At 69.5% G+C, this 19,558-nt stretch carries 15 protein-coding genes, 2 tRNA genes and 1 pseudogene; 5 read left to right on the forward strand and 13 right to left on the reverse strand.

Annotated features, from left to right (window positions below):
• Window positions 1-11: 11 nt before the first annotated feature.
• From KXD97_RS27595 to KXD97_RS27620, 6 genes are all read right to left on the reverse strand, one after another.
• Window positions 12-85 (reverse strand) — tRNA-Ile (locus KXD97_RS27595).
• 37 nt (window positions 86-122) lie between these two features.
• Window positions 123-965: a carboxymuconolactone decarboxylase family protein gene (locus KXD97_RS27600; protein WP_260754072.1), complete on the reverse strand. Its 843-nt coding sequence runs from the start codon at window positions 963-965 to the stop codon at window positions 123-125.
• A gap of 7 nt (window positions 966-972) precedes the next feature.
• Window positions 973-2,346 (reverse strand): metallopeptidase TldD-related protein, encoded by a 1,374-nt coding sequence (locus KXD97_RS27605; RefSeq protein WP_260754074.1) that lies wholly within the window; start codon window positions 2,344-2,346, stop codon window positions 973-975.
• A gap of 4 nt (window positions 2,347-2,350) precedes the next feature.
• The gene (locus KXD97_RS27610) at window positions 2,351-3,865 is read right to left on the reverse strand and encodes a TldD/PmbA family protein (RefSeq protein WP_260754075.1); all 1,515 of its coding nucleotides are present in this window, start codon (window positions 3,863-3,865) and stop codon (window positions 2,351-2,353) included.
• A gap of 19 nt (window positions 3,866-3,884) precedes the next feature.
• On the reverse strand, window positions 3,885-4,730 hold the full coding sequence (locus tag KXD97_RS27615; RefSeq protein ID WP_396884580.1) for an energy-coupling factor transporter transmembrane protein EcfT: 846 nt from the start codon (window positions 4,728-4,730) through the stop codon (window positions 3,885-3,887).
• Entirely contained in the window at window positions 4,727-6,772 is a 2,046-nt protein-coding gene (locus KXD97_RS27620; RefSeq protein ID WP_260754076.1) for an ATP-binding cassette domain-containing protein, read from the reverse strand. The genes KXD97_RS27615 and KXD97_RS27620 overlap by 4 nt, the downstream gene beginning before the upstream one ends.
• A gap of 105 nt (window positions 6,773-6,877) precedes the next feature.
• On the opposite strand from KXD97_RS27620, the gene KXD97_RS27625 reads away from it, so the two are divergent.
• Together KXD97_RS27625 and KXD97_RS27630 are read left to right on the forward strand one after the other, a co-directional pair.
• Complete coding sequence (locus KXD97_RS27625; protein ID WP_260754077.1) at window positions 6,878-7,318, forward strand: MarR family winged helix-turn-helix transcriptional regulator; 441 nt, start codon at window positions 6,878-6,880, stop codon at window positions 7,316-7,318.
• Between the two features lie 37 nt (window positions 7,319-7,355).
• A pseudogene (locus KXD97_RS27630) lies at window positions 7,356-8,562 on the forward strand (MFS transporter).
• Here KXD97_RS27630 and KXD97_RS27635 read toward each other — a convergent pair.
• Entirely contained in the window at window positions 8,563-9,324 is a 762-nt protein-coding gene (locus KXD97_RS27635) for a VIT1/CCC1 transporter family protein (protein WP_260754078.1), read from the reverse strand.
• 102 nt (window positions 9,325-9,426) lie between these two features.
• Here KXD97_RS27635 and KXD97_RS27640 point away from each other — a divergent pair, with 102 nt between their 5' ends.
• Window positions 9,427-11,388 (forward strand): acyl-CoA dehydrogenase, encoded by a 1,962-nt coding sequence (locus tag KXD97_RS27640; protein WP_260754079.1) that lies wholly within the window; start codon window positions 9,427-9,429, stop codon window positions 11,386-11,388.
• On the opposite strand, the gene KXD97_RS27645 is transcribed toward KXD97_RS27640, so the two are convergent.
• The 3 genes from KXD97_RS27645 to KXD97_RS27655 form a co-directional block, all read right to left on the reverse strand.
• Window positions 11,385-12,446, reverse strand: coding sequence for an IS630 family transposase (locus KXD97_RS27645; protein WP_260754080.1), 1,062 nt, complete (start codon window positions 12,444-12,446; stop codon window positions 11,385-11,387). The genes KXD97_RS27640 and KXD97_RS27645 overlap by 4 nt on opposite strands.
• 53 nt (window positions 12,447-12,499) lie before the next feature.
• On the reverse strand, window positions 12,500-12,991 hold the full coding sequence (locus tag KXD97_RS27650) for an LppP/LprE family lipoprotein (RefSeq protein WP_260754083.1): 492 nt from the start codon (window positions 12,989-12,991) through the stop codon (window positions 12,500-12,502).
• Between the two features lie 361 nt (window positions 12,992-13,352).
• Window positions 13,353-13,428: transfer RNA gene (locus KXD97_RS27655), tRNA-Asn, on the reverse strand.
• Between the two features lie 156 nt (window positions 13,429-13,584).
• Here KXD97_RS27655 and KXD97_RS27660 point away from each other — a divergent pair.
• Window positions 13,585-13,836 carry a hypothetical protein gene (locus tag KXD97_RS27660; RefSeq protein ID WP_260754084.1) on the forward strand — a complete coding sequence of 84 codons (252 nt, stop codon included), beginning with the start codon at window positions 13,585-13,587 and terminating at the stop codon, window positions 13,834-13,836.
• On the opposite strand, the gene KXD97_RS27665 is transcribed toward KXD97_RS27660, so the two are convergent.
• From KXD97_RS27665 to KXD97_RS27675, 3 genes are read right to left on the reverse strand one after another with little or no spacing between them, the layout of a single operon-like run.
• Window positions 13,833-14,126: a hypothetical protein gene (locus tag KXD97_RS27665; RefSeq protein WP_260754085.1), complete on the reverse strand. Its 294-nt coding sequence runs from the start codon at window positions 14,124-14,126 to the stop codon at window positions 13,833-13,835. The genes KXD97_RS27660 and KXD97_RS27665 overlap by 4 nt on opposite strands.
• Window positions 14,127-14,183: 57 nt before the next feature.
• Complete coding sequence (gene dnaG / locus KXD97_RS27670) at window positions 14,184-16,127, reverse strand: DNA primase (RefSeq protein WP_260754089.1); 1,944 nt, start codon at window positions 16,125-16,127, stop codon at window positions 14,184-14,186.
• 4 nt (window positions 16,128-16,131) lie between these two features.
• Window positions 16,132-17,406, reverse strand: a complete 1,275-nt coding sequence (locus tag KXD97_RS27675; protein WP_260754093.1) for a deoxyguanosinetriphosphate triphosphohydrolase — start codon at window positions 17,404-17,406, stop codon at window positions 16,132-16,134.
• A gap of 73 nt (window positions 17,407-17,479) precedes the next feature.
• Here KXD97_RS27675 and KXD97_RS27680 point away from each other — a divergent pair, with 73 nt between their 5' ends.
• Window positions 17,480-19,462 carry a TPM domain-containing protein gene (locus tag KXD97_RS27680; protein ID WP_260754095.1) on the forward strand — a complete coding sequence of 661 codons (1,983 nt, stop codon included), beginning with the start codon at window positions 17,480-17,482 and terminating at the stop codon, window positions 19,460-19,462.
• Window positions 19,463-19,558 lie beyond the last annotated feature (96 nt).

Below are 19,558 nucleotides of genomic sequence, written 5' to 3' on the forward strand. Positions count from 1 at the left end.
ACCCTCTGACGTGGGGCGGGCGGGGCTCGAACCCGCGACCAATGGATTATGAGTCCACGGCTCTAACCGACTGAGCTACCGCCCCGGCACGATGTGCGGCCACCATGGTCGCACACGGCAGGTCAGGCGAATATCGTCTGGCTCCGCTCGTCGACCTCGTAGCGTTCGGTGCCCTCGGCCACCCGCGGCGCATCGGCTCCCAGCGACACCGCGATCTTGTTCGCAGCGTTGCGCATCACGTCGAGCGTGAGCTCCAGCCGCTGCGTCTCGGAGAAATGCCGGCGAACTTCCTCGGCGACCCCGGCATCGATGCGCGACGGCGACCAGATCAGCGCATCGACATAGCGCAGCGCCGCCTTGTGCGCCGCGGTCAGCCCGTCGGCCGTCTCGAAGTCCGCGATCTGGCGATACAGCTGCTCTGACCCGCCCGCATCGAGCGCATGACCTTCGCGCAGCGATTTGCACAGCCGGCAGTCGTGCGCCTCGGCCCCGCGCAGCCGCACCACCTCGGTGGTGACCGGGTCCAGCTCGCGCAACCGTGCCACCGCGGGCACGAACCCGCCCAGCACCGCACCGACCGGATCGGTCTGCGTGTCGAGCTGGATCTCGGCCCGCCACCCGGGCTTACCGATGCCGAGCGCGTCGCACCCGGCCCACACCCGCGGCAGGAAGTCAGCGACGTAGATCGCCACCACCGCCCGAAAAGCGTTGTCCCCGAAAGTCTTCAGGAAGCGCTGGCGCTGATTGTCCCCGATGCCGGTCACGTCGACGGTGAACTGCTCGGCGAACGCGACGAGCACGGCGTCATGCTCGGTGTGTTCGTCGGCCAGATCGACCGGGGGCGGCAACGGCGGCAGCGACAGCGCCCGCCCGCAGGTCAGCCGGATCAGCGTGTCCGCGCGCGGCTCACCGGAAGACAGCGCGGCCATGTCTGCCAACCGCTTAGGCAACTCGTGATCGGTCACCAGCGCATTATTGCGCCTGACTGACCGAGGACATGTGAAAGTCGGGGATCCGCAGCGACGGCATGCTGGCGCGGGTGGCCCAGTCGCCCCACTCACGCGGCAACGTGACCTCGCTGACGCCGGCCTCGGTGGCCCGGCGCAGCAGGTCCAGTGGGCTCTCGTTGAAACGGAAGTTGTTGACCGCGGCGGCGACCTTGCCGTCCTCGATCAGGTACACGCCGTCGCGGGTCAGCCCGGTCAACAGCAGCACCGAGGGGTCGACCTCACGGATGTACCACAGCGTGGTGAGCAGCAGCCCCCGCTCGGTGCCGGCGATCATGTCCTGCAGGCTCGCCGTGCCGCCGGTCATCAACAGGTTGTCCGCCGCCACCGCCACCGGCTGGCCGAACTCCGCCGCGGCCGCCCTCGGATAGGCCAGCGCGTTGACGGTTCCGTCTCGGATCCAGTCCACCCGGTCGATCGCCATGCCATTGTCGAAGACCGACGCCCGTTCCGACGAACTCGTCGCCGTCACGAACGGCGAGCATTCCAGGCCCGGCGCGCGGGGATCGGAGTACAGCGTCAGCGGCAGCGACGTGAGCTTCTCCCCCACCCGTGTGCCTCCGCCCGGCGCGGCCAGCGCCGTGCGGCCCTCCTGGGCGCCGCGACCGCCCATCGACCACATCAGGTAGATCATCATGTCGGCCACGGTGGACGGCGGCATGATGGTCTCGTACCGGCCGGCCGGCAGTTCGACGCTGCGCTGCGCCCACGACAACCGCGTCGCCAGGTCGTCGAGCATGGAATGCACTGGCACGTCAGAGAAGTCGGGGGTGCTGACCCCGCTCCATGCGCTGGCCCCGTCGCGTTTGGCATTGATCTCCACCGAGCCGGTCGGCTGCGTGAAGCGCCGGCGCAGACCCGTCGAGGTCGCGACGAACGTCGTCTCCAGTTCGTGGCGGGCGAAACCGAACAATGTGTCGCGGCCCCGGAAGCCTTGCGCCAGAGCCTGTGCCACCCCGCCGAACACCTCCGCGCCGGTGCGCGGGATGCCAGCGTCCCAGTCGGCCGGGGTGTCCCCGCCGGGCAGCGGCGGGGCGTTGTCGCGGGCGGGCGGCGCCGTCGCCGCCGCGTTCTGGGATGCGGACACCAGATCGGTGATGACGGCCGGGTCTACAGCACTGGAACGCACCGACCCCACGTGGGCGTCCTCGCCATTGCGCACCACCGAGATGACGGTGGTGGTGCGGCTGGTCGATTCACCGTTGGTGGTCATCGTGTTGTTGGCCCACCGCAGCGACGCATCCACCCGGTCGGTCACCAGCACGATGGTCTCGTCGGCTCTGCCGAGCCTGCGCGCCTCATTCAGCGCAACCTCGACTACCAGTTGTGCTCCGATCATGTGTCTAGCGCCCGCCTTCTTCACGCGTGTTCAGCACGTTGACACCCCGGAACAGTGCCGCCGGGCAGCCGTGACTGACGGCGGCCACCTGACCGGGCTGGGCCTTGCCGCAGTTGAATGCCCCACCGAGACGCCACGTGGACTGTCCGCCAACAGCTTCCAGCGCACCCCAGAAATCGGTGGTGGTCGCCTGGTAGGCGACGTCACGCACCTGGCCGTCGAGCCTGCCGTTACGGATCCGGTAGAAGCGCTGACCGGTGAACTGGAAGTTATAGCGCTGCATGTCAATCGACCAGCTCTTGTCACCGACGATGTACAGCCCGTCGGACACCCGCGCGATCAGGTCCGCGACGCCGAGGTCCTCCGGTCCGGGCTGCAACGAAACGTTGGGCATCCGCTGGATCGGCACGTGATGTGCGGAGTCGGCGTACGAGCAGCCGTTGGACCGGCCCACTCCGAGCCGCGGCGCGAACACACGGTCGAGCTGGTATCCGACGAACACCCCGTCGCGCACCAGATCCCAGCTCTGCGCGCGCACCCCCTCGTCGTCGAAGCCCACTGTCGCAAGTCCGTGCTGCACGGTCCGGTCGGCGGTCACGTTCATCACCGGGGAGCCGTACTGCATCCGGCCGAGCTTGTCCGGGGTGGCGAACGACGTTCCGGCGTAGGCGGCTTCGTATCCGATCGCGCGGTCGTACTCGGTGGCGTGGCCGATCGACTCGTGGATGGTGAGCCACAGATTCGTGGGGTCGATGACCAGATCGGTGGGGCCGGCAACCACGCTGGGCGCCTTGACCTTCTCGGCAAGCAGCGTCGGCAGTTCGGCCAATTCGCCGGACCAGTCCCAGACCTCGTCACCGGCCACCGCTTCCCAGCCCCGCGCGGTCGGCGGGGCCAGCGTGCTCATCGACTCGAACGACCCGGCCGCCGCGTCGACGGACACGGCGTCCAGGCTGGGCAGCACCCGTACCCGCTGCTGCGTGATCGCCGAACCGAACGTATCGGCGTAGAAGGTCTGCTCCTTGGCCGCGTTCAGCCAGGCCGACACGTGATCCACCCCGTCGGCGGCGAGCAACCGGCCGGAGTAGTCCTCCAGCACCGCGATCTTGTCCCGGGCCGGGACCCCGAACGGGTCGATCCGATAGTCCGACACCCAGGAGACGTCCCGGTAGACCGGCTCGGGCGCGAGTTCGATGCGCTCGGCGTTCAACGGCGCCAGCGTGGTGGCGATCCGCACGGCGCGCCGGGCGGTGTCGGCGGCGGCAGCGGTGTCCAGTTCGGCGTGCGAGGCGAACCCCCAAGTGCCGTCGACGATCACCCGCACCGCCAGCCCGATCGCGTAATCGGTGACCGCGGTCTCCAGCGCGCCGTCGCGCAACTGCACGGACTCGGTGGTGATGGCGTGGATGCGAAGGTCTGCGTAGCTGGCGCCCGCCTGCGTCGCGGCGGTCAGGGCCGCATCGGCGAGCGCGTGGCGCGGCAGCGCAAGGAAGTCCGGATCGACGGTTCGGGCTGTCACGCCTTCACACCGTAGTGGTTCAGCGTTGGATGGCGCTGGTGCCCAGGACGGTCAGCTCCAGCGCGAGTGCGATGCCGCACACCGCGATCACGACGGTGAACGCCAGCCAGTCGCGGCGTTTGGGCCCGGACGGGACGGCCGAGATCTGTCCGGCCCCGCCCCGCGCGGTGATCGCGTCGCCCATCTCGTCGGCGCGGCGCAACGCCACCGTGACAGCGGCGGCGAGCAGGTCGATCAGGCTGGACAACCGCTGCCGGATCCGGGGACCGCGGCGGCCGTCCACCTCGCGCGGGCGCAGCCGCCGCGCGGCGTACAGCACGCTGAACTCGTCGACAAGCATCGGAAATGCTCTCAGCGCCAACGCCAGCGCCACCGCCCAGTCGTCGACCGGGATGCGCAGCGCGCGCAGCGGTCGGCCGAGCCTGGCCACCGCGGGCGCGACTTCGGCCACATTCGTGGTCCACGACACCATCGCGCCCAAGCCCAGCAGCACGATCGACAGCGCGGTGATGCGCAGGAAGTTCAACAGCCCGCCCAGGCCGATCTCGACGGATCCGAAGTCGAGCACCGGGCTTCCGCCGGCGAAGGTGGCGGTGACCCCGCCCAGCAGCAGCAGGAACCACAGCCAGCCCGGGATGGTGGGCAACACGCCCCTCGGGATGCGGGCGATGACCGCGCCGACGACGACCAGCAGCGCGACCGCCCCGATCGGCACCCAGCCCGGGTAGAACGTCAGCAGCACCCCGATCCCCGCGACGATCAGCAGCTTCGAGCCCGCCCAGAGCCGGTGCATGACAGTGTCCCCGGGCACCGGCCGCAGCAGCACCACCTGGCGGCGCGGCTTGCGCGGCTCCGCGGCGGTCACGGCCGTCCGCCCGCGGTGGCCGGGGCGGGACTCAGCACACCGTTCTCCAGATGCACTGTGCGCGGGCACAACTCCTCGAGGCCGGCGAAGTCGTGGGAGATCACCACCACGGTCAGGCGCTCTCGGCGGCGCAGATCCTCCAACAGCCGCAACAGACCCCGCTGTGATTCGGCGTCCAGACCGGCGAGCGGTTCGTCGAGGATCAGGGCCCTGGGTGAGCGTGCCAGCAGACCGGCCAGCACCACCCGACGCATCTGGCCCCCGCTGAGCTGGTCGATGCGTCGCATCGCCAGGCCCGGGTCGAGTCCGACGCTGGCCAGCGCGGCGATGACCCGGTCGCTGTCGCGCACCGAGAATCCCGCGGCCGAGGCGATCTCGTGGGCGACGTGACTGCGCATCAGCTGCAGCCGCGCGGCCTGGAATGAGATCGCCACGGCCCCAACCTGTTCGGACACCGGTTTGCCGTCGAGCAGGCAGCTGCCGGTGGTGGGCACGGTCAGGCCGGCCATGATCCAGGCCAGTGTGGACTTACCGGAGCCGTTGAGGCCGTGGATGAGCACACCGTCGCCCTCGTGCACCGTGAGGTCGATGTCCTGCAGTGCGGCCTTCGCCCATGGTGTCCCGCTGCCGTACTCGTGGCCGACGCCGACGAGCTCGAGAACGGGGGCTCCTCGCGTCGCGTCGGGAGCTGCCGCCGGTGCCGGCACCTCCGCCTGCTCGACCATCTCGGTGTTGTCGGCGGCGCCGTTGCCGGCCAGCATCACCGTGCGGTCGGCGGCCTCGGCCTCGTTGTTGTAGTGGGTGATGTGCACCAGCGCGGTCCGATGCCGCGTGGTCAGCCCAGACAGCACCGACATCAGCGCCTCGCGGCCGTCCTGGTCGACCATGCTGGTGACCTCGTCGGCGATCAGCAGCGCCGGGTCGCGGGCGAGCGCGGCGGCGACCGCAAGCCGCTGCAATTCGCCACCGGACAGTCCGCCGGTGTCGCGCTCGGCGAGCCCGTCGAGCCCGACCTCGGCGAGCAGCTGGTCCACGTCGATGGCGGCCCCCGGCGGCAGGCCCCACACCACGTCGTCGGCGACCCGGGTACCCAGCACCTGGCTTTCCGGATGCTGCATCACCACCGCGGTGCCGCCGACCCTGCCCAATCCGACCGCGCCGGGGCGCTCCACGGTCCCGGCGGTGGGTTCACGCCCGGACAACACCAGCATCAGCGTCGTCTTGCCCGAGCCGTTGGCGCCGGTCACCGCGAGATGCTCCCCGGGGCGGACCTGCAACGAAACCGGGCCGAGGGCGTCGTGGTCGGTGTTGGGGTAACGGAAGCGGACGTCGCGCAACTGCAGGGGAACCGGAGCCACGGCGCCGATCTCGGCAGGGGCTTCCAGCTTGTGCACGTCGGGCACGCCGAGCAGGCGGCCCAACACCCGCGACAGCGCCCACCAGCCCACCAGGCTGACGAACGTGATGCTGACGACGCCCGAGGCGAAGAACAGGAACGGCCAGTAGTGCAGCGCGGTGGCGAAATCGCGGGTGAGCCGCGCGGCGAGACTCTCCAGGCCCGGGATGCGCTCGATGACCGCGGCCAGGCCGGTGATGTTGGCGGTGACGGAATCGAAGATCAGGTTGCGCAGCCGGCTCAACACGGCCAGGGCGGCGACGATGACGAGCCCGAACAGCGCACCGGCCACCAGCGCGCAGGCGATGACCGTCGGCGTGCCACGGCCCCGGCGTTTGACGATCCCGGTCAGCCCGCCGATGTAGGCGCAGTTCACGACGGTCATGAAGCCGCCCATCCCGGCGATCAGGAAGGCGACGATCCCGCCGGCCACCGTCGCGGCGAGCAGCACCCGCAGCCGGTACCGGTAGGCGAGCAGCCCCATCGGAACGGTCCCGAGCAGCGATAATCCGGCGGCGAAGGGCACCACGACGGCGATGATCGCGATCGCCGCGCACAGCGCGGCCATGACGGCGGCCTGGGCCAGTTCGACCGGTCGAAGCGGGCCGGTCCGTCGAAGGACGCGCTCCGGTCCGGCCGATGTCATCACACGATTCTGCCAGCCGTACCGTCGCCGGCAGAGCGCCCGGGCTGTGACCGAGAACACGGCCCGCCTTGATTTACATAGCCCAGCCTATGTAACCATGGGCGCATGTCGACGACGCTCGGATCCGACCTGCTGGCCGTGGTGGCCCGGATCAACCGGCTTGCCAATCAGCGAGTCCGGATGCCGGTGCCCTTCGCGCAGGCGCGGCTGCTGTCCACGATCGAGGACCGCGGCGAGGCCAGGATCTCCGATCTGGCCGCACTCGACCACTGCTCTCAGCCGACCATGACCACACAGGTGCGCCGCCTGGAGGACGCCGGCATGGTCACCCGCACGGCCGATCCGAACGATGCACGGGCCGTGTTGATCCGGATCACCCCGCAGGGTGTCGCGGCGCTGCGGCAGGCTCGCGCCGACCGCGGCGCGGCGATCGACCCACACCTGGAGCGACTGACCGACGCCGAGCGGGACTGCCTGGCCGGCGCGGTGGACATCATGCGCCGGATCATCGAGGACGCCACGACCCAGGGTCCGGGGACGCGCTGATTTGAGCGGATGCATTGGAGATCTATATAGTTCCCCTATGCTTCGTTCCCAACCGAAGGCCGTCTGGGCCGTCGCGTTCGCCTCCGTCGTCGCCTTCATGGGCATCGGCCTCGTCGACCCGATCTTGAAGCCGATCGCCGACAACCTGGACGCGACGCCGTCACAGGTGTCGCTGCTGTTCACCAGCTACATGGCGGTGATGGGGGTCGCGATGCTGGTCACCGGCGTGGTGTCCAGCCGGATCGGCCCGAAACGCACGCTGCTGCTCGGGTTGGTGATCATCATCGCCGGCGCCGGCCTGGCCGGGACGAGCGACTCGGTGATGGGCATCGTCGGCTGGCGGGCGCTGTGGGGCCTGGGGAACGCGCTGTTCATCGCGACCGCGCTGGCCACCATCGTCAACGCGGCCAAAGGTTCGGTCGCGCAGGCCATCATCCTGTACGAGGCCGCACTCGGTGTCGGCATCGCGGTCGGCCCGCTGGTCGGCGGCGTGCTCGGTTCGATCTCGTGGCGCGGCCCGTTCTTCGGGGTCTCCGTGCTGATGGCCGTCGCGCTCGTCGTGACCACGTTCCTGCTTCCGGCCACACCCCGCGCCGAACGCGCCACCACGCTGGCCGACCCGTTCCGCGCCCTGCGCCACCGCGCCCTGTTCGGGGTGGCAGTGACCGCGCTGCTCTACAACTTCGGATTCTTCACGTTGCTGGCGTTCACGCCGTTCCCGCTCGACCTGAGTGCCCACCAAATCGGGTTCATCTTCTTCGGATGGGGTGTCGCGCTGGCGTTCACCTCGGTGTTCGTCGCACCCCGCCTGCAGCGCCGCTTCGGGACCGTGCCGACGTTGCTGGTGAACCTGGTCGCGATGGCGCTGACCCTGGCCGTGATGGCCGTCGGCACCGACAGCAAGGCCGTCCTGGCCACATGCGTGGTGATCGCCGGACTGTGGATCGGCATCAACAACACATTGATCACCGAGACGGTGATGAAGGCCGCGCCCGTCGAACGCGGTGTCGCGTCGGCGGCCTACAGCTTCATGCGTTTCGGCGGAGCCGCCGTGGCTGGCCGGCGTGCTCGGCGAGCAGGTGAACGTGCATCTGCCGTTCTGGGTGGGCACGGCGGCGCTGCTGCTGGCGGCCGGCGTCCTCGTCGCGACGCGCGGACATCTGCGCCACATCGACGTCGAGGAGAGCGAACTCGACGAGCTCACCGATCAGGCGCGCGCGGTCACCGTGGGCAGCGACAGCTGATCACCCGGTCACCGCAGCGCCGATCAGATAACCGACCAGATAGGTCGCGGCGATCGCCACTCCGCCGAGAAGCAGCTGCCGCGACGCCGCCCAGATCAGCGGCCGGCGGGTGAAGCGCGCCGCCACGCCCCCGGCCAGCAGCAGCCCGACCCCGCCGCACGCCAGACCGGCCCACAGCGATTCGTAGCCGAGCAGATACGGAATCAACGGGATGATCGCGCCGACGGCGAACAGGAAGAATGACGAGATCGCCGCGACCCACGGCGACGGCTTCTCGCGGGGATCCACCCCAAGCTCCTGCACGAGATGGAAATTCATGGCCTTGTGCTCGTCCCGGTGGATCTCCTCGGTGGCCTTGGCGGCGGTCTCCGGGCTCATCCCCATATCGGTCAGCATCGCCACCAACTCGGCGCGCTCGGCCTGCGGATAGTTCTTGAACGCGCGGCGCTCCACCCGCACCTCCGACTCGATCTGCTCGTTCGCCGTCGTCACCGACGTGTACTCCCCCAGCGCCATCGAGAACGCGCCGGCCAGCAACCCGGCCACGCCGCTGATGACGACGGTGTGCGCGTCGGCGCTGGCGGCCACGCCCGCGATCAGGGCGGTGTTACTCACCAGACCGTCCATCGCGCCGAATGTCGCCGCGCGCAACCACCCTCCGGTCACATCGGAATGTCGATGGCCGGCGACGTGCGGCTTGCCGGTCGGCGACAGAGGCCCCTGCGGTGGCGCCTCGGACGGCCCCTCGGAAGGCTGCGTCATGGGCTTGATTGAACACCGCCCGGCCACCGCCCCGGTAATGAGGTTTACCTGGGTTTGGCACATCACAGTTTGCGGTCACGCCCGGAGGGCTACCGTCGCATCATGACCACCACCGCGGAGCATCTGCGCAACTCACTCGACGGCCGTTTCCGTGACGTGAAGAACCGGGTGCGACAGGAACTCAGCAACGAGATCTTCCGGCCGCACTACACCCCCAACACCGTCATCGCGCGCACGAAAGTGGCCGAGCAGATGAAGATCATGGCCGCCCGCGGCGCGGCCGAGGACGGCTTCAAAAAGGAGCACGGCGGCAACGGCGACGTCGGCGCCGCGGTCACCCAGATCGAGATGCTGGCGATGAGCGACCTGTCGTTGATGGTCAAGGCCGGCGTGCAGTGGGGTCTGTTCGGCGGCGCCATCGAGAATCTGGGGACCGAGCGTCACCACCAGGCGTACGTCAAGAAGCTGATCGACCTCGAGCTGCTCGGCTGTTTCGCGATGACCGAGACCGGTCACGGCAGCGATGTCCAGTCGCTGGAAACCACGGCCACCTACGACCCGGCCACCGAGGAGTTCGTCATCGACTCCCCCACCCCCTCGTCACGCAAGGATTACATCGGCGGCGCAGCCGAGACCGCCCGGGTCGCAGCGGTTTTCGCGCAACTGATCACCCCGGACGGCGTCACGCACGGCGTGCACTGCTTCGTGGTGCCCATTCGCGACGACGACGGCAACGACCTGCCCGGCGTGACGACGTCGGACTGCCACTACAAGGGTGGGCTCCCCGGCGTCGACAACGGCCGCATCCAGTTCGACAACGTCCGGATACCGCGCGGGAACCTGTTGAACAAGTACGCCGACGTCGCCGCCGACGGCACCTACAGCTCCCCGATCGAGAACCCCAACCGCCGCTTCTTCACGATGCTGGGCACCCTGATCCGCGGTCGGGTCACCGTCGGTGGCAGCGCGGGCGCGGCCGCGCGCGTCGCTCTCGACATCGCGACCCGGTATGCGTTGCAGCGCAGGCAGTTCTCCGATCCCGACGGCGGTGAGGTGTTGTTGATGGACTACCTCGTCCACCAGCGCCGGCTGTTTCCGTTGATCGCCCGCTCCTACGCGCTGCAGTTCGCTCAAAATGAGCTGGTGGCCCGCTGCCACGAACTGCAGACCGCCGACGACCCAGACCCCGAGGAGCAGCGCGAGCTGGAATCCCGCGCTGCGGGCCTGAAGGCGGCCAACACCTGGCACGCCACCCGCGCCATCCAGGAGGCCCGCGAGGCGTGCGGCGGCGCAGGCTATCTCGCCGAGAACCGGTTGATCGCGTTGAAGGCCGACACCGACGTGTTCACCACGTTCGAAGGCGACAACCATGTGCTGTTCCAGCTGGTGGCCAAGGAGCTGCTGACCGCCTACGCCGACGACATCAAGGGCATGAGCCCGGTCGAGTGGGTACGCTTCGCGGCCAACTTCGCCGGTGAGCGGGTGCTCAAACGCACTGCGGCACAGACGATCATGCAAACCATCCTGGACACCCGGCAGGACAACGAGGAAGAGGGCAGCCTTTTCAACCGGGGTACGCAGGTCGCGATGTTCGAGGACCGCGAAGAGTACATGATCTCGTCGGTGGCGCGGCGGCTGCAGAGCAAGGCCAAGGAGATGAGCGCCTTCGACGCGTTCAACTCGGTGCAGGACCATGTGCTGCACGTCGCGCAGGCCCACATCGACCGCATTGTGCTGGAGGCCTTCGTCGCGGGCATCGACGCCTGCCAGGACCGCCTGGCCCGCGAGATCCTGGGCATGGTGTGCGACCTGTACGCGTTGTCGGTGATCGAAGAGGACAAGGCCTGGTTCGTCGAGCACCGGTTCCTGTCCACCGAGCGCGCCAAGGCCGTCACCCGGGGCATCAACGACCGCTGCCGGCGCCTGCGCCCCTATGCCGAGATGCTCGTCGACGGATTCGGCATCCCCGAGCAGCTGCGCTATGCCGAGATGCTGCACCCGGAGCACATCCCCGACGCCGACGAGCACACCCCGCAGAACGCGACCAGCGCGGGGACCATCTAGTGTCTCGCGTCTGAATTTGGTTTACGGGTATGGGGCAGGATGTCGTCTGCGGATTTGGTCCACACGAATGGGTGGCAGCGCTGATTCCAGCCTTGGATGAACGCGGCGATGGCGGCCATCAGTTCTTTGACGCTGTTGAACGAGCCACGGCGGATGGCTTGGCGGGTGATGATCGAGAAGAACACCTCGACCATGTTCAGCCAGGATCCTGAGGTCGGCGTGAAATGCAGTGTCACGCGGGGGTTCTTGTCCAGCCAGGCGTTGATGTCGGCATGCTTGTGGGTGTGGTAGTTGTCGCACACCACGTGCAGTTTCCGTCGGGGGTAAGCGCGGGCGACCGCTTTGAGGAAGTCGAGGAACTCCGCTTTGCCGTGCCGCTCATAGCAGCGGTCGGTCACCTTGCCGGTGGCGATCTCGAGTGCGGCAAACAAGGTGGCGGTGCCGTTGCGCTGGTAGTCATGGGTCGCTTTTTCGGGCAACCCGGGACGCAGCGGCAGGATCGGCTGGGTCCGGTTGAGGGCTTGAATCTGGGACTTTTCATCTACGCACAACACGATCGCGTTGGTCGGCGGGTTCAAGTAGAGGCCGATTACGTCGCGGACCTTGGCCTCCAGCTCCGGGTCGGTGGAGAACTTAAAGGTCTCCCGGCGCCAGGGTTTGACCCCGTAACGGCGCCAGGCCCGGGCGACCGTGGCGTCCCCCACGCCGAGGTGTTTGCCGAGCAGTCGACTCGACCAGTGGGTGACCGCCAAAACCTCCGGCGGCGGCTCCAGGGTGGCTGCCAGGATCGCCGCGTCGTCGACAGTCTTGGGTCGACCGCTGCGAGGCTCGTCGGCAAGTCCATCAATCCCGTACGCGGCGAATCGATCCCGCCATTTGATCACCGTCGGTCGCGAGACTCCCACCTGCCGGGCTGCGCCAGAGGTGCCGGCACCATCAGCCACCGCCAGCACGATCCGGGCCCGCTCGACATGACCGGCAGATGCCGTCGTCGACCGCGTCCACGACTCCAACGTCACGCGATCCTCAGAACTGATCACCAGCGCAGATGACGGCATACACCATCATCCCACACTGTAAACTAATTAATGACGCATGACACTAGCGGACGTCAGGGCCCCGGTATCGGGTCCAGGACCGTCAGCCTGCCCTCCTCGAGTGTGACCTTGGCGGTGCCGATACCGGTCGGGCAGCACGGCTCGTCCCGGCCTTGCCGCCACTGGTACTGCACGACGGCGTCGTGCTGGCCCTGCGGGGTCACGGTGATGTAGGGCCGCGGGTCCATCGTCGGTGAACCGACGGGCTCGTCACTGTCGAAGAACAACACCTGCTGCGGGCTGTCGGGCTGATCGCCGGAGGTCACCACCGCCCACTGCAGCCGACAGTCTGCGGCGCTGCCGCGGGCGGTCTCACGCCACGGCCCCGGCGGCAGCAGCGACAACTCGGACTCGATGGCCTGCGGGGTCGGGCCCGGGCCGCAGTCGGCGGCCACACTCGTCGGCGCCGGCGCCGGGGGACTCCAGCCGCATCCGGCGGCGGCCGTCACGCCGGCGACCAGCACGGCCAGCGCCACATGACTGCCCTGAGGGCGCGCAACTCGCATGCGCCTCAGAATATGCGGGCGCGGCGGGCAACCGTCAAAGCGCTTCTGAGCGCGCGTCTTATCCGCAGTCGCCCCACGGCGCGGCACCACAGGGCGCCGTGGCGCGCACCGGGGGCGAGAAGGACATGGTGGCGAGCGTCGCTCCCGTAGTCGTCGTAGGACGCGAAACCCGTTGACACTCAGTGTCGGAGGCTTGCGTCGGTGCGAGGAGCGTATCCACCCGACTGCGGTGCGGACGTGCCGTGACAGGGGGTTCCCACCGAGGCCACAGGAGATTCGCCGACTGCCCCCGGGCGGGTGGGCGGGAAACTGCCCCGGGCGGGTGGGCGGGAAACTGCCCCGGCGGGTGGGCGGGAACTGATGGCTCCCCCGGCTGGACTCGAACCAGCAACCCTTCGGTTAACAGCCGAATGCTCTGCCAATTGAGCTACAGGGGATTGCCCTCCCGCGGTCTGCGCCGCGGGCCAGAGAGCACTCTAGCCTACGTCGGCGCGACGGTGCCAATGCGCTCCCGGCCCGGCGCGTACAGCCGGTCGTGAGGCAGGATGGAACCCGACACGTCACCTCACTTCGAGACCTCCGGGAGGAGCCCTGTGATCGGGTATGTCGCCGCAGCGGCCGTCGGCTACGTGATGGGAACGAAGGCCGGCCGGCGGCGTTTCGAGCAGATCGCGGGCACCTACCGGGCCGTCACCGGCAGCCCGGCGGCCAAGGCCGTCATCGAAGCCGGGCGACGCAAAATCGCCGAGCGGGTGTCCCCCGACCCGGCGATGGTGAAGTTGACACGCATCGACTCCGGCACCGAGGTTCTCGAGCCGGAGCCGTTGGTGAGGAAGAACCCCTAGTTGCCGCCGATGCCCTGACTGATCGTGGTGCCCGGCAGCAGCGGGCCGGTGTAGAAACCGAAGCCGTTGTCACCGAAACCGATCTGCGGGGTGCCGATCGTGGCGCCTGAACCGTTGGAGTAGGACAGGCAGTTGCCGTCCTCCTTGTTGCCGAACCACGCCAGGCAGCGCGGCCCGGCGTTGGCCTCCGCGGCGTTCACGCCGGCGACCGCGTAGAGAGGGACGGCGACCGCGGCGGCGGCGATGGCCCCGGCGATCAGCCGCATCCTGTTGCCCTGGATCCTGCCCATCACAACCCACCTTCTCCCCGACGGTTCAACGCGACCACCATAACCCGCGTATCGGCATCACGCAGTCAGGTCGTTACCGCTGGCCTGTTCCAGCAGGCTGCGCCGGTAGGCCTCCATCGCCACGAGGTCCCCGAACAGCGCGTGGTATTCGTCGCCCTGCTCCACCGGCGACATCCGCTGCAGTTTCGACTTCACCTCGGCGATCTGCCTGCCGATCCACACCTCCTGCAGGCGGGCCAGCACGCCGCCGATGTAGCGCGGCAGCCGCTCGTCGTCGGCGTTGATGGCCTCCACGCCGAGTTCGTTGACCAGGCTCGCCGTCTCCGGGCCGGCCACCCGCTCGCGCACCCTCTCGATCCACTGTGCGCCGGTGATGCCTGAACCGGTGCCGCCGGCGGCCTCGACGGCCGCGCGCACCGCGGCGTAGCCGGGATGGGTGAAGCTGTCCGCGGCCAGCGAGTCGAACACCGGCCCGGCCAGCGCCGGGTACTGCAGCGCCGACTTCAGGGCTTCGCGCTGCGGCCACAACGCCGGATCGGCAGGGTCCGGCCTGGCCATCTGCGGGGCGGCCGCGCTCCGGGCGTTCGGCGCCTGCTCGGCGGCGGCTCCACGGCGGCGGGAGCGTTCGGGCATGCCCCGCCTGGTCGCCTCCTCACGCACGCGGCTGAGCACCTGTCCCTCGTCGTTCCAGCCTGTCCATCCCGCGAGGCGCCTCGCGTACTCGTCGCGTAGCGCGTAGTCGCGGATCCGGGCCACCAGCGGGACACATTGGCGCAGCGCGTCAACCTTGGCCTGCGGGTCGTTGTCCAGGACGTCGCCGGCCGGGATCAGGCTGCGGACGGCGAACTCGAACATCGGGATACGGCGCGCCACCAGGTCACGCAGCGCACCGTCGCCGGAGCGCAACCGCAGGTCACACGGGTCCATCCCGTCGGCGGCGACGGCGACGAAGGACTTTCCGGCCACTTGCTGGTCCCCGTCGAACGCCTTCAATGCGGCGGCCTGCCCCGCGGCGTCGCCGTCGAACACGAAGATCAATTCGCCGCGGTACCAGTTGTCGTCCATCATCAGCCGGCGCAGCAGCGCGAGGTGGCTGTCGCCGAACGCGGTGCCGCACGACGCGACGGCGGTGGTCTCCCCGGCCAGGTGCATGGCCATCACATCGGTGTAGCCCTCGACCACCACCGCACGGTGCGACTTGGCGATGTCCCGCTTGGCCAGGTCGAGCCCGAACAGCACCGAGGACTTCTTGTACAGCACGGTCTCGGGGGTGTTGACGTACTTGGCTTCCATCGGGTCGTCGTCGAAGATGCGCCGGGCCCCGAACCCGATGACCTCGCCGCCGCTGGCCCGGATCGGCCACAGCAACCGGCGGTGGAAGCGGTCCATCGGGCCGCGCCGGCCCTCTCTCGAGAGTCCGGCGGCCTCCAGCTCCTTGAACTCGAAGCCCAAGCGCCGCAGGTGTTTTGTCAGCGTGTCCCAACCCGACGGCGCGAAACCGCAACCGAACGTGGTGGCCGCCGCCGCGTCGAAGTTGCGGTCGAGCAGGTACTGGCGCGCCGGCGCGGCCTCGTCGCTCTGAAGCTGTTCGGCGTAGAACTCCTGGGCGGCCGCGTTGGCGGCCAGCAGCCTGCTGCGGCTCCCCCGGTCGCGCTGGACGTTGGTGTTCGCGCCGCCGGTGTAGGTGACGGTGTAGCCGACGCGGTCGGCGAGCAACTCGACGGACTCCACGAAGCTGACGTGCTCGATCTTCTGCAAGAACGCGTAGACGTCGCCGCCCTCGCCACAGCCGAAGCAGTGGAAGTGGCCGTGGTTGGGACGCACGTGGAACGACGGGGACTTCTCGTCGTGGAACGGACACAGCCCCTTCAGCGAGTCGGCGCCCGCCCGGCGCAGCTGCACGTAGTCGCCGACGACGTCCTCGATGTTGACGCGTTCACGAATGGCGGCGATGTCGCGGTCGGGGATCCTGCCCCGTCCTCGAGTCGCTTCGGCCGCCACCCGCTCAGTCTAGAGGCCGGGGCGAGCGCGCTTCGTGCACTCGTTCCAGTCGCCCCTCGGTGTAGGAGGCGATCTGGTCGATAACCACCCGCAGGCGAGCGCCGTCGTCGGGGGCCGCGGCGAACTCCGCCGCGAACTGGGGGTCCAGGCTGCCCGGCGCCTGCCCCCACAGCGCCAGCGCCACCTCGTGGATCCGGTTGCGCTGATCGGCCTGGATCTGGAGGTGCCGGTGGTCGGACATGATGAACTGCAACGCGAGGGTCTTGAGCAGCGCCACCTCGGCGCGCACCAGGCTGGGCACCGCCAGCTCGGCGTCGAAACGGCGCAACCGCCCGGGGCCGGCAACCTCGCGGGTGGCGGTCAACGCGGCGTTGGCGAACCGTCCGACCAACTCACTGGTCAACGTCTTGAGCGCCACCGACGCGGACAGGGTGCCGTCGAACTTGCCCACCGCCGCCACCACCGGCACCTGCGAGAGCCGCGCGGCGGCCTCCATCAGATCGTCGGGGGTCAGCGACGGAAACGACTGGGCGCCGACGTGGGCCAGCGAGGCGGCGGCGTCGGCGTCGGCCAGCACCCGCAGGTCGATGCGGCCGGAGATGACACCGTCCTCGACGTCGTGCACCGAGTAGGCCACGTCGTCGGCCCAGTCCATCACCTGCGCCTCCAGGCACGGCTGCCGGGCGGGTGCGCCCTCGCGCACCCACTGCGCTGCGGCCATGTCGTCGCCGTAGAACCCGAACTTGCGGCGGCCGCCCTCACGGGACCACGGGTACTTCGCCACCGCGTCCAGCGATGCCCGGGTCAGGTTCAGGCCGGCGCTGCGCCCGTGCTCGTCGAGCACCTTGGGCTCGAGCCGGGTCAGGATGCGGAAGTTCTGGGCGTTGCCCTCGAAACCGCCGAAGGCCTTGACGATCTCGTCGAGGGCGCGTTCCCCGTTGTGCCCGTAGGGCGGGTGGCCGATGTCGTGCGCCAGACCGGCGAGATCCACGAGGTCCGGATCGCATCCCAGACCGATCGCCATCCCGCGGCCGATCTGGGCCACCTCCAGCGAATGCGTCAACCGGGTGCGCGGCGTCTCACCGTCGCGCGGGCCCACCACCTGGGTCTTGTCGGCGAGCCGGCGCAGCGCGGCACAGTGCAGGACGCGGGCCCGGTCACGCGCGAAGTCGGAGCGGTGCTCGGTGTCGGTCCCGGGCAGGCCGGCGCTCTTCGCCGGTTCGGCCACCAAGCGCTGGCGGTCGAACGCGTCGTAGCTGTCCTGCAGTCGTGGGCTCACCGAAGCACAGTCTGCCAGGGGTGATCACCCGGTAAACGCAGCCGTCCGGGTGTGCCGCACTACATTGGCGGACATGCGCGTCGCCCGCCTGCTGACCATGCTGCTCGCCATCCTGACCTTGGGGCTTCTCTGCGCCCCCGGGGCCGCCGCCGAGCCGCCGCTGCGGCTGCCCACCTACCTGACCGACAATGCCGGCGCGCTCGACGCGGCCGGGAAAGCCGAGGTGCAGGCCGCGATCGACCGGCTGTACAACGAGAAGCGCCTCCGGCTGTGGGTGGTGTTTGTCGAGGACTTCTCCGGCCAGGACGCGCAGACGTGGGCCCAGACCACTTACCAGCGCAGCGATCTCGGCGACCGGGACGCGATCCTGGCGGTGGCGACCGTCGACCGGGCCTACGCGCTGCTGGCGCCGACCGACGCGGTGCGCGGTGTCGACGTGGATAAGGTCCGGACCAACGACGTCGAACCACTGCTGCGCAACGGCGACTGGGCCGGCGCGGCCGTCGCGGCCGCCGAGGGACTGGCCGGCGGTGGCGGCGGTTCGGTCAGCTGGGTCGGCGTGCTGGTCGCCCTGGCCGTCATCGCGCTGGCGCTGGCACTGTTGGTGGTGTGGCAGCGCCGCCGCCGGCGCAAGCGCCGCAAGGCCGAATTCGAGGCGGCCCAGCGGGTGGACCCGTCGGACCCGAACGCGCTGGCGTCGGTCCCGCTGGATGCACTCGACGACCTGTCCCGCAAGATCGTCGTCGACGTGGACAACGAGGTGCGCACCAGCGAGAGCGAATTGGCGCTGGCCGTCGAGGAGTTCGGCGAGCACGACACCGCGGCGTTCACCCGGGCGGTGGCCAACGCGAAAACCACGCTGGCCCAGGCGCTCAACGTGCGGCACATCCTCGACGACGCGGTGCCGGAGACCCCGATGCAGCGCCGCGATCTGCTCACCCGCGTCATCGTCGCCGCGGCGAAGGCCGACCAGGAACTCGAAGCGCAGCGGGAGGCGTTCGCGCAACTGCGGGATCTGGTGATCAACGCGCCCAGCAGGCTGGACACCCTGACCCAGCAGATGGTCGACCTGACCGCCCGGCTGACACCGGCCGAACAGACCCTGGAGCACCTGAAGTCCCAGTTCGCCGACACCGCACTGGTTTCGGTGGCCGACAACATCGACGAGGCCCGGCAGCGGCTGGCATTCGCCGACGAGAGCATCGGCACGGCCCGGGGACTGGTGTCCCGGCCCGCCGACAAGCAGGGCGGCCTGGTCGACGCCATCCACGCCGCGGAGGCCGCGCTCGGACAGGCCCGCACCCTGCTCGACGCGGTCGACAGCGCGTCCACTGACATCAACCGGGCGGTGACCGGCCTACCCGCCGTCATCGCCGACATTCAGAACGGCATCAAACAGGCCGGGGCGCAGCTGGGGCAGGGCAACGTCGCGGTGGCCACCGAGCTGAGCGCGGCCAGGGATGCTGCCGTGCAAGCGGTTTCGCACGCGCAAAGCACCGGCAGCAGCGATCCTCTCGGTGCGTTCACCCAGCTCACCCAAGCCGACGCGGAACTCGACCGGCTGCTTGCCGAGGTCGCGCAGGAGCGCGAGACCATCGAGAGGCTCAGCCGGACCTTCGACCAGGCGCTGTTCAACGCGCAGTCGCGGGTGAGGGCGGTGTCGGATTACATCGACACCCGACGCGGGGCGGTCGGGCCGGAGGCGCGGACCCGGCTCGCGGAGGCGGTGCGGCAGTTGCAGGCCGCTCGCGACAAGCGCGAGACGAACTTGAACGAGGCCATCGCCCACGCCAACGGCGCAGCGATGCTCGCCGCGCAGGCCCAGTCGCTGGCCAACTCGGACGTCACCGCCGCGCAGCGGCATTTCAACGGCCCGTACGGCGGTGGCGGGGGCGGGGGCGGTCAGATGGGCGCGGTGATCGGCGGCATCCTGATCGGCAACCTGCTCTCGGGCGCGCTGCGTGGTGGGTTCGGCGGAGGCGGCTTCGGCGGCGGTTTCAGCGGCGGTGGGGGCTTCGGCGGCGGCGGCTTCAGCGGAGGTGGCGGCCGCTTCTAACCGCCCTCGTCGCCTCGCCCGCGAGCGTGCGTGTCTGCGGGCGCCACGCCGCCACTTATCCGAACTTCACGCACGCTCGTCGGGCGCTGTTCATCC

It is taken from the genome of Mycobacterium sp. SMC-8, assembly GCF_025263565.1.
In the GTDB taxonomy this organism is placed as follows: domain Bacteria; phylum Actinomycetota; class Actinomycetes; order Mycobacteriales; family Mycobacteriaceae; genus Mycobacterium.

What these genes read in the sequence shown, in the direction of transcription:
- KXD97_RS27645 (WP_260754080.1), bottom strand. Translation starts at nt 12,446, where the DNA reads ATGCCGTCATCTGCGCTGGTGATCAGTTCTGAGGATCGCGTGACGTTG.
- KXD97_RS27605 (WP_260754074.1), bottom strand. Translation starts at nt 2,346, where the DNA reads ATGATCGGAGCACAACTGGTAGTCGAGGTTGCGCTGAATGAGGCGCGC.
- KXD97_RS27620 (WP_260754076.1), bottom strand. Translation starts at nt 6,772, where the DNA reads ATGACATCGGCCGGACCGGAGCGCGTCCTTCGACGGACCGGCCCGCTT.
- KXD97_RS27640 (WP_260754079.1), top strand. Translation starts at nt 9,427, where the DNA reads ATGACCACCACCGCGGAGCATCTGCGCAACTCACTCGACGGCCGTTTC.
- KXD97_RS27650 (WP_260754083.1), bottom strand. Translation starts at nt 12,991, where the DNA reads ATGCGAGTTGCGCGCCCTCAGGGCAGTCATGTGGCGCTGGCCGTGCTG.
- KXD97_RS27665 (WP_260754085.1), bottom strand. Translation starts at nt 14,126, where the DNA reads ATGGGCAGGATCCAGGGCAACAGGATGCGGCTGATCGCCGGGGCCATC.
- KXD97_RS27635 (WP_260754078.1), bottom strand. Translation starts at nt 9,324, where the DNA reads ATGACGCAGCCTTCCGAGGGGCCGTCCGAGGCGCCACCGCAGGGGCCT.
- KXD97_RS27625 (WP_260754077.1), top strand. Translation starts at nt 6,878, where the DNA reads ATGTCGACGACGCTCGGATCCGACCTGCTGGCCGTGGTGGCCCGGATC.
- KXD97_RS27680 (WP_260754095.1), top strand. Translation starts at nt 17,480, where the DNA reads ATGCGCGTCGCCCGCCTGCTGACCATGCTGCTCGCCATCCTGACCTTG.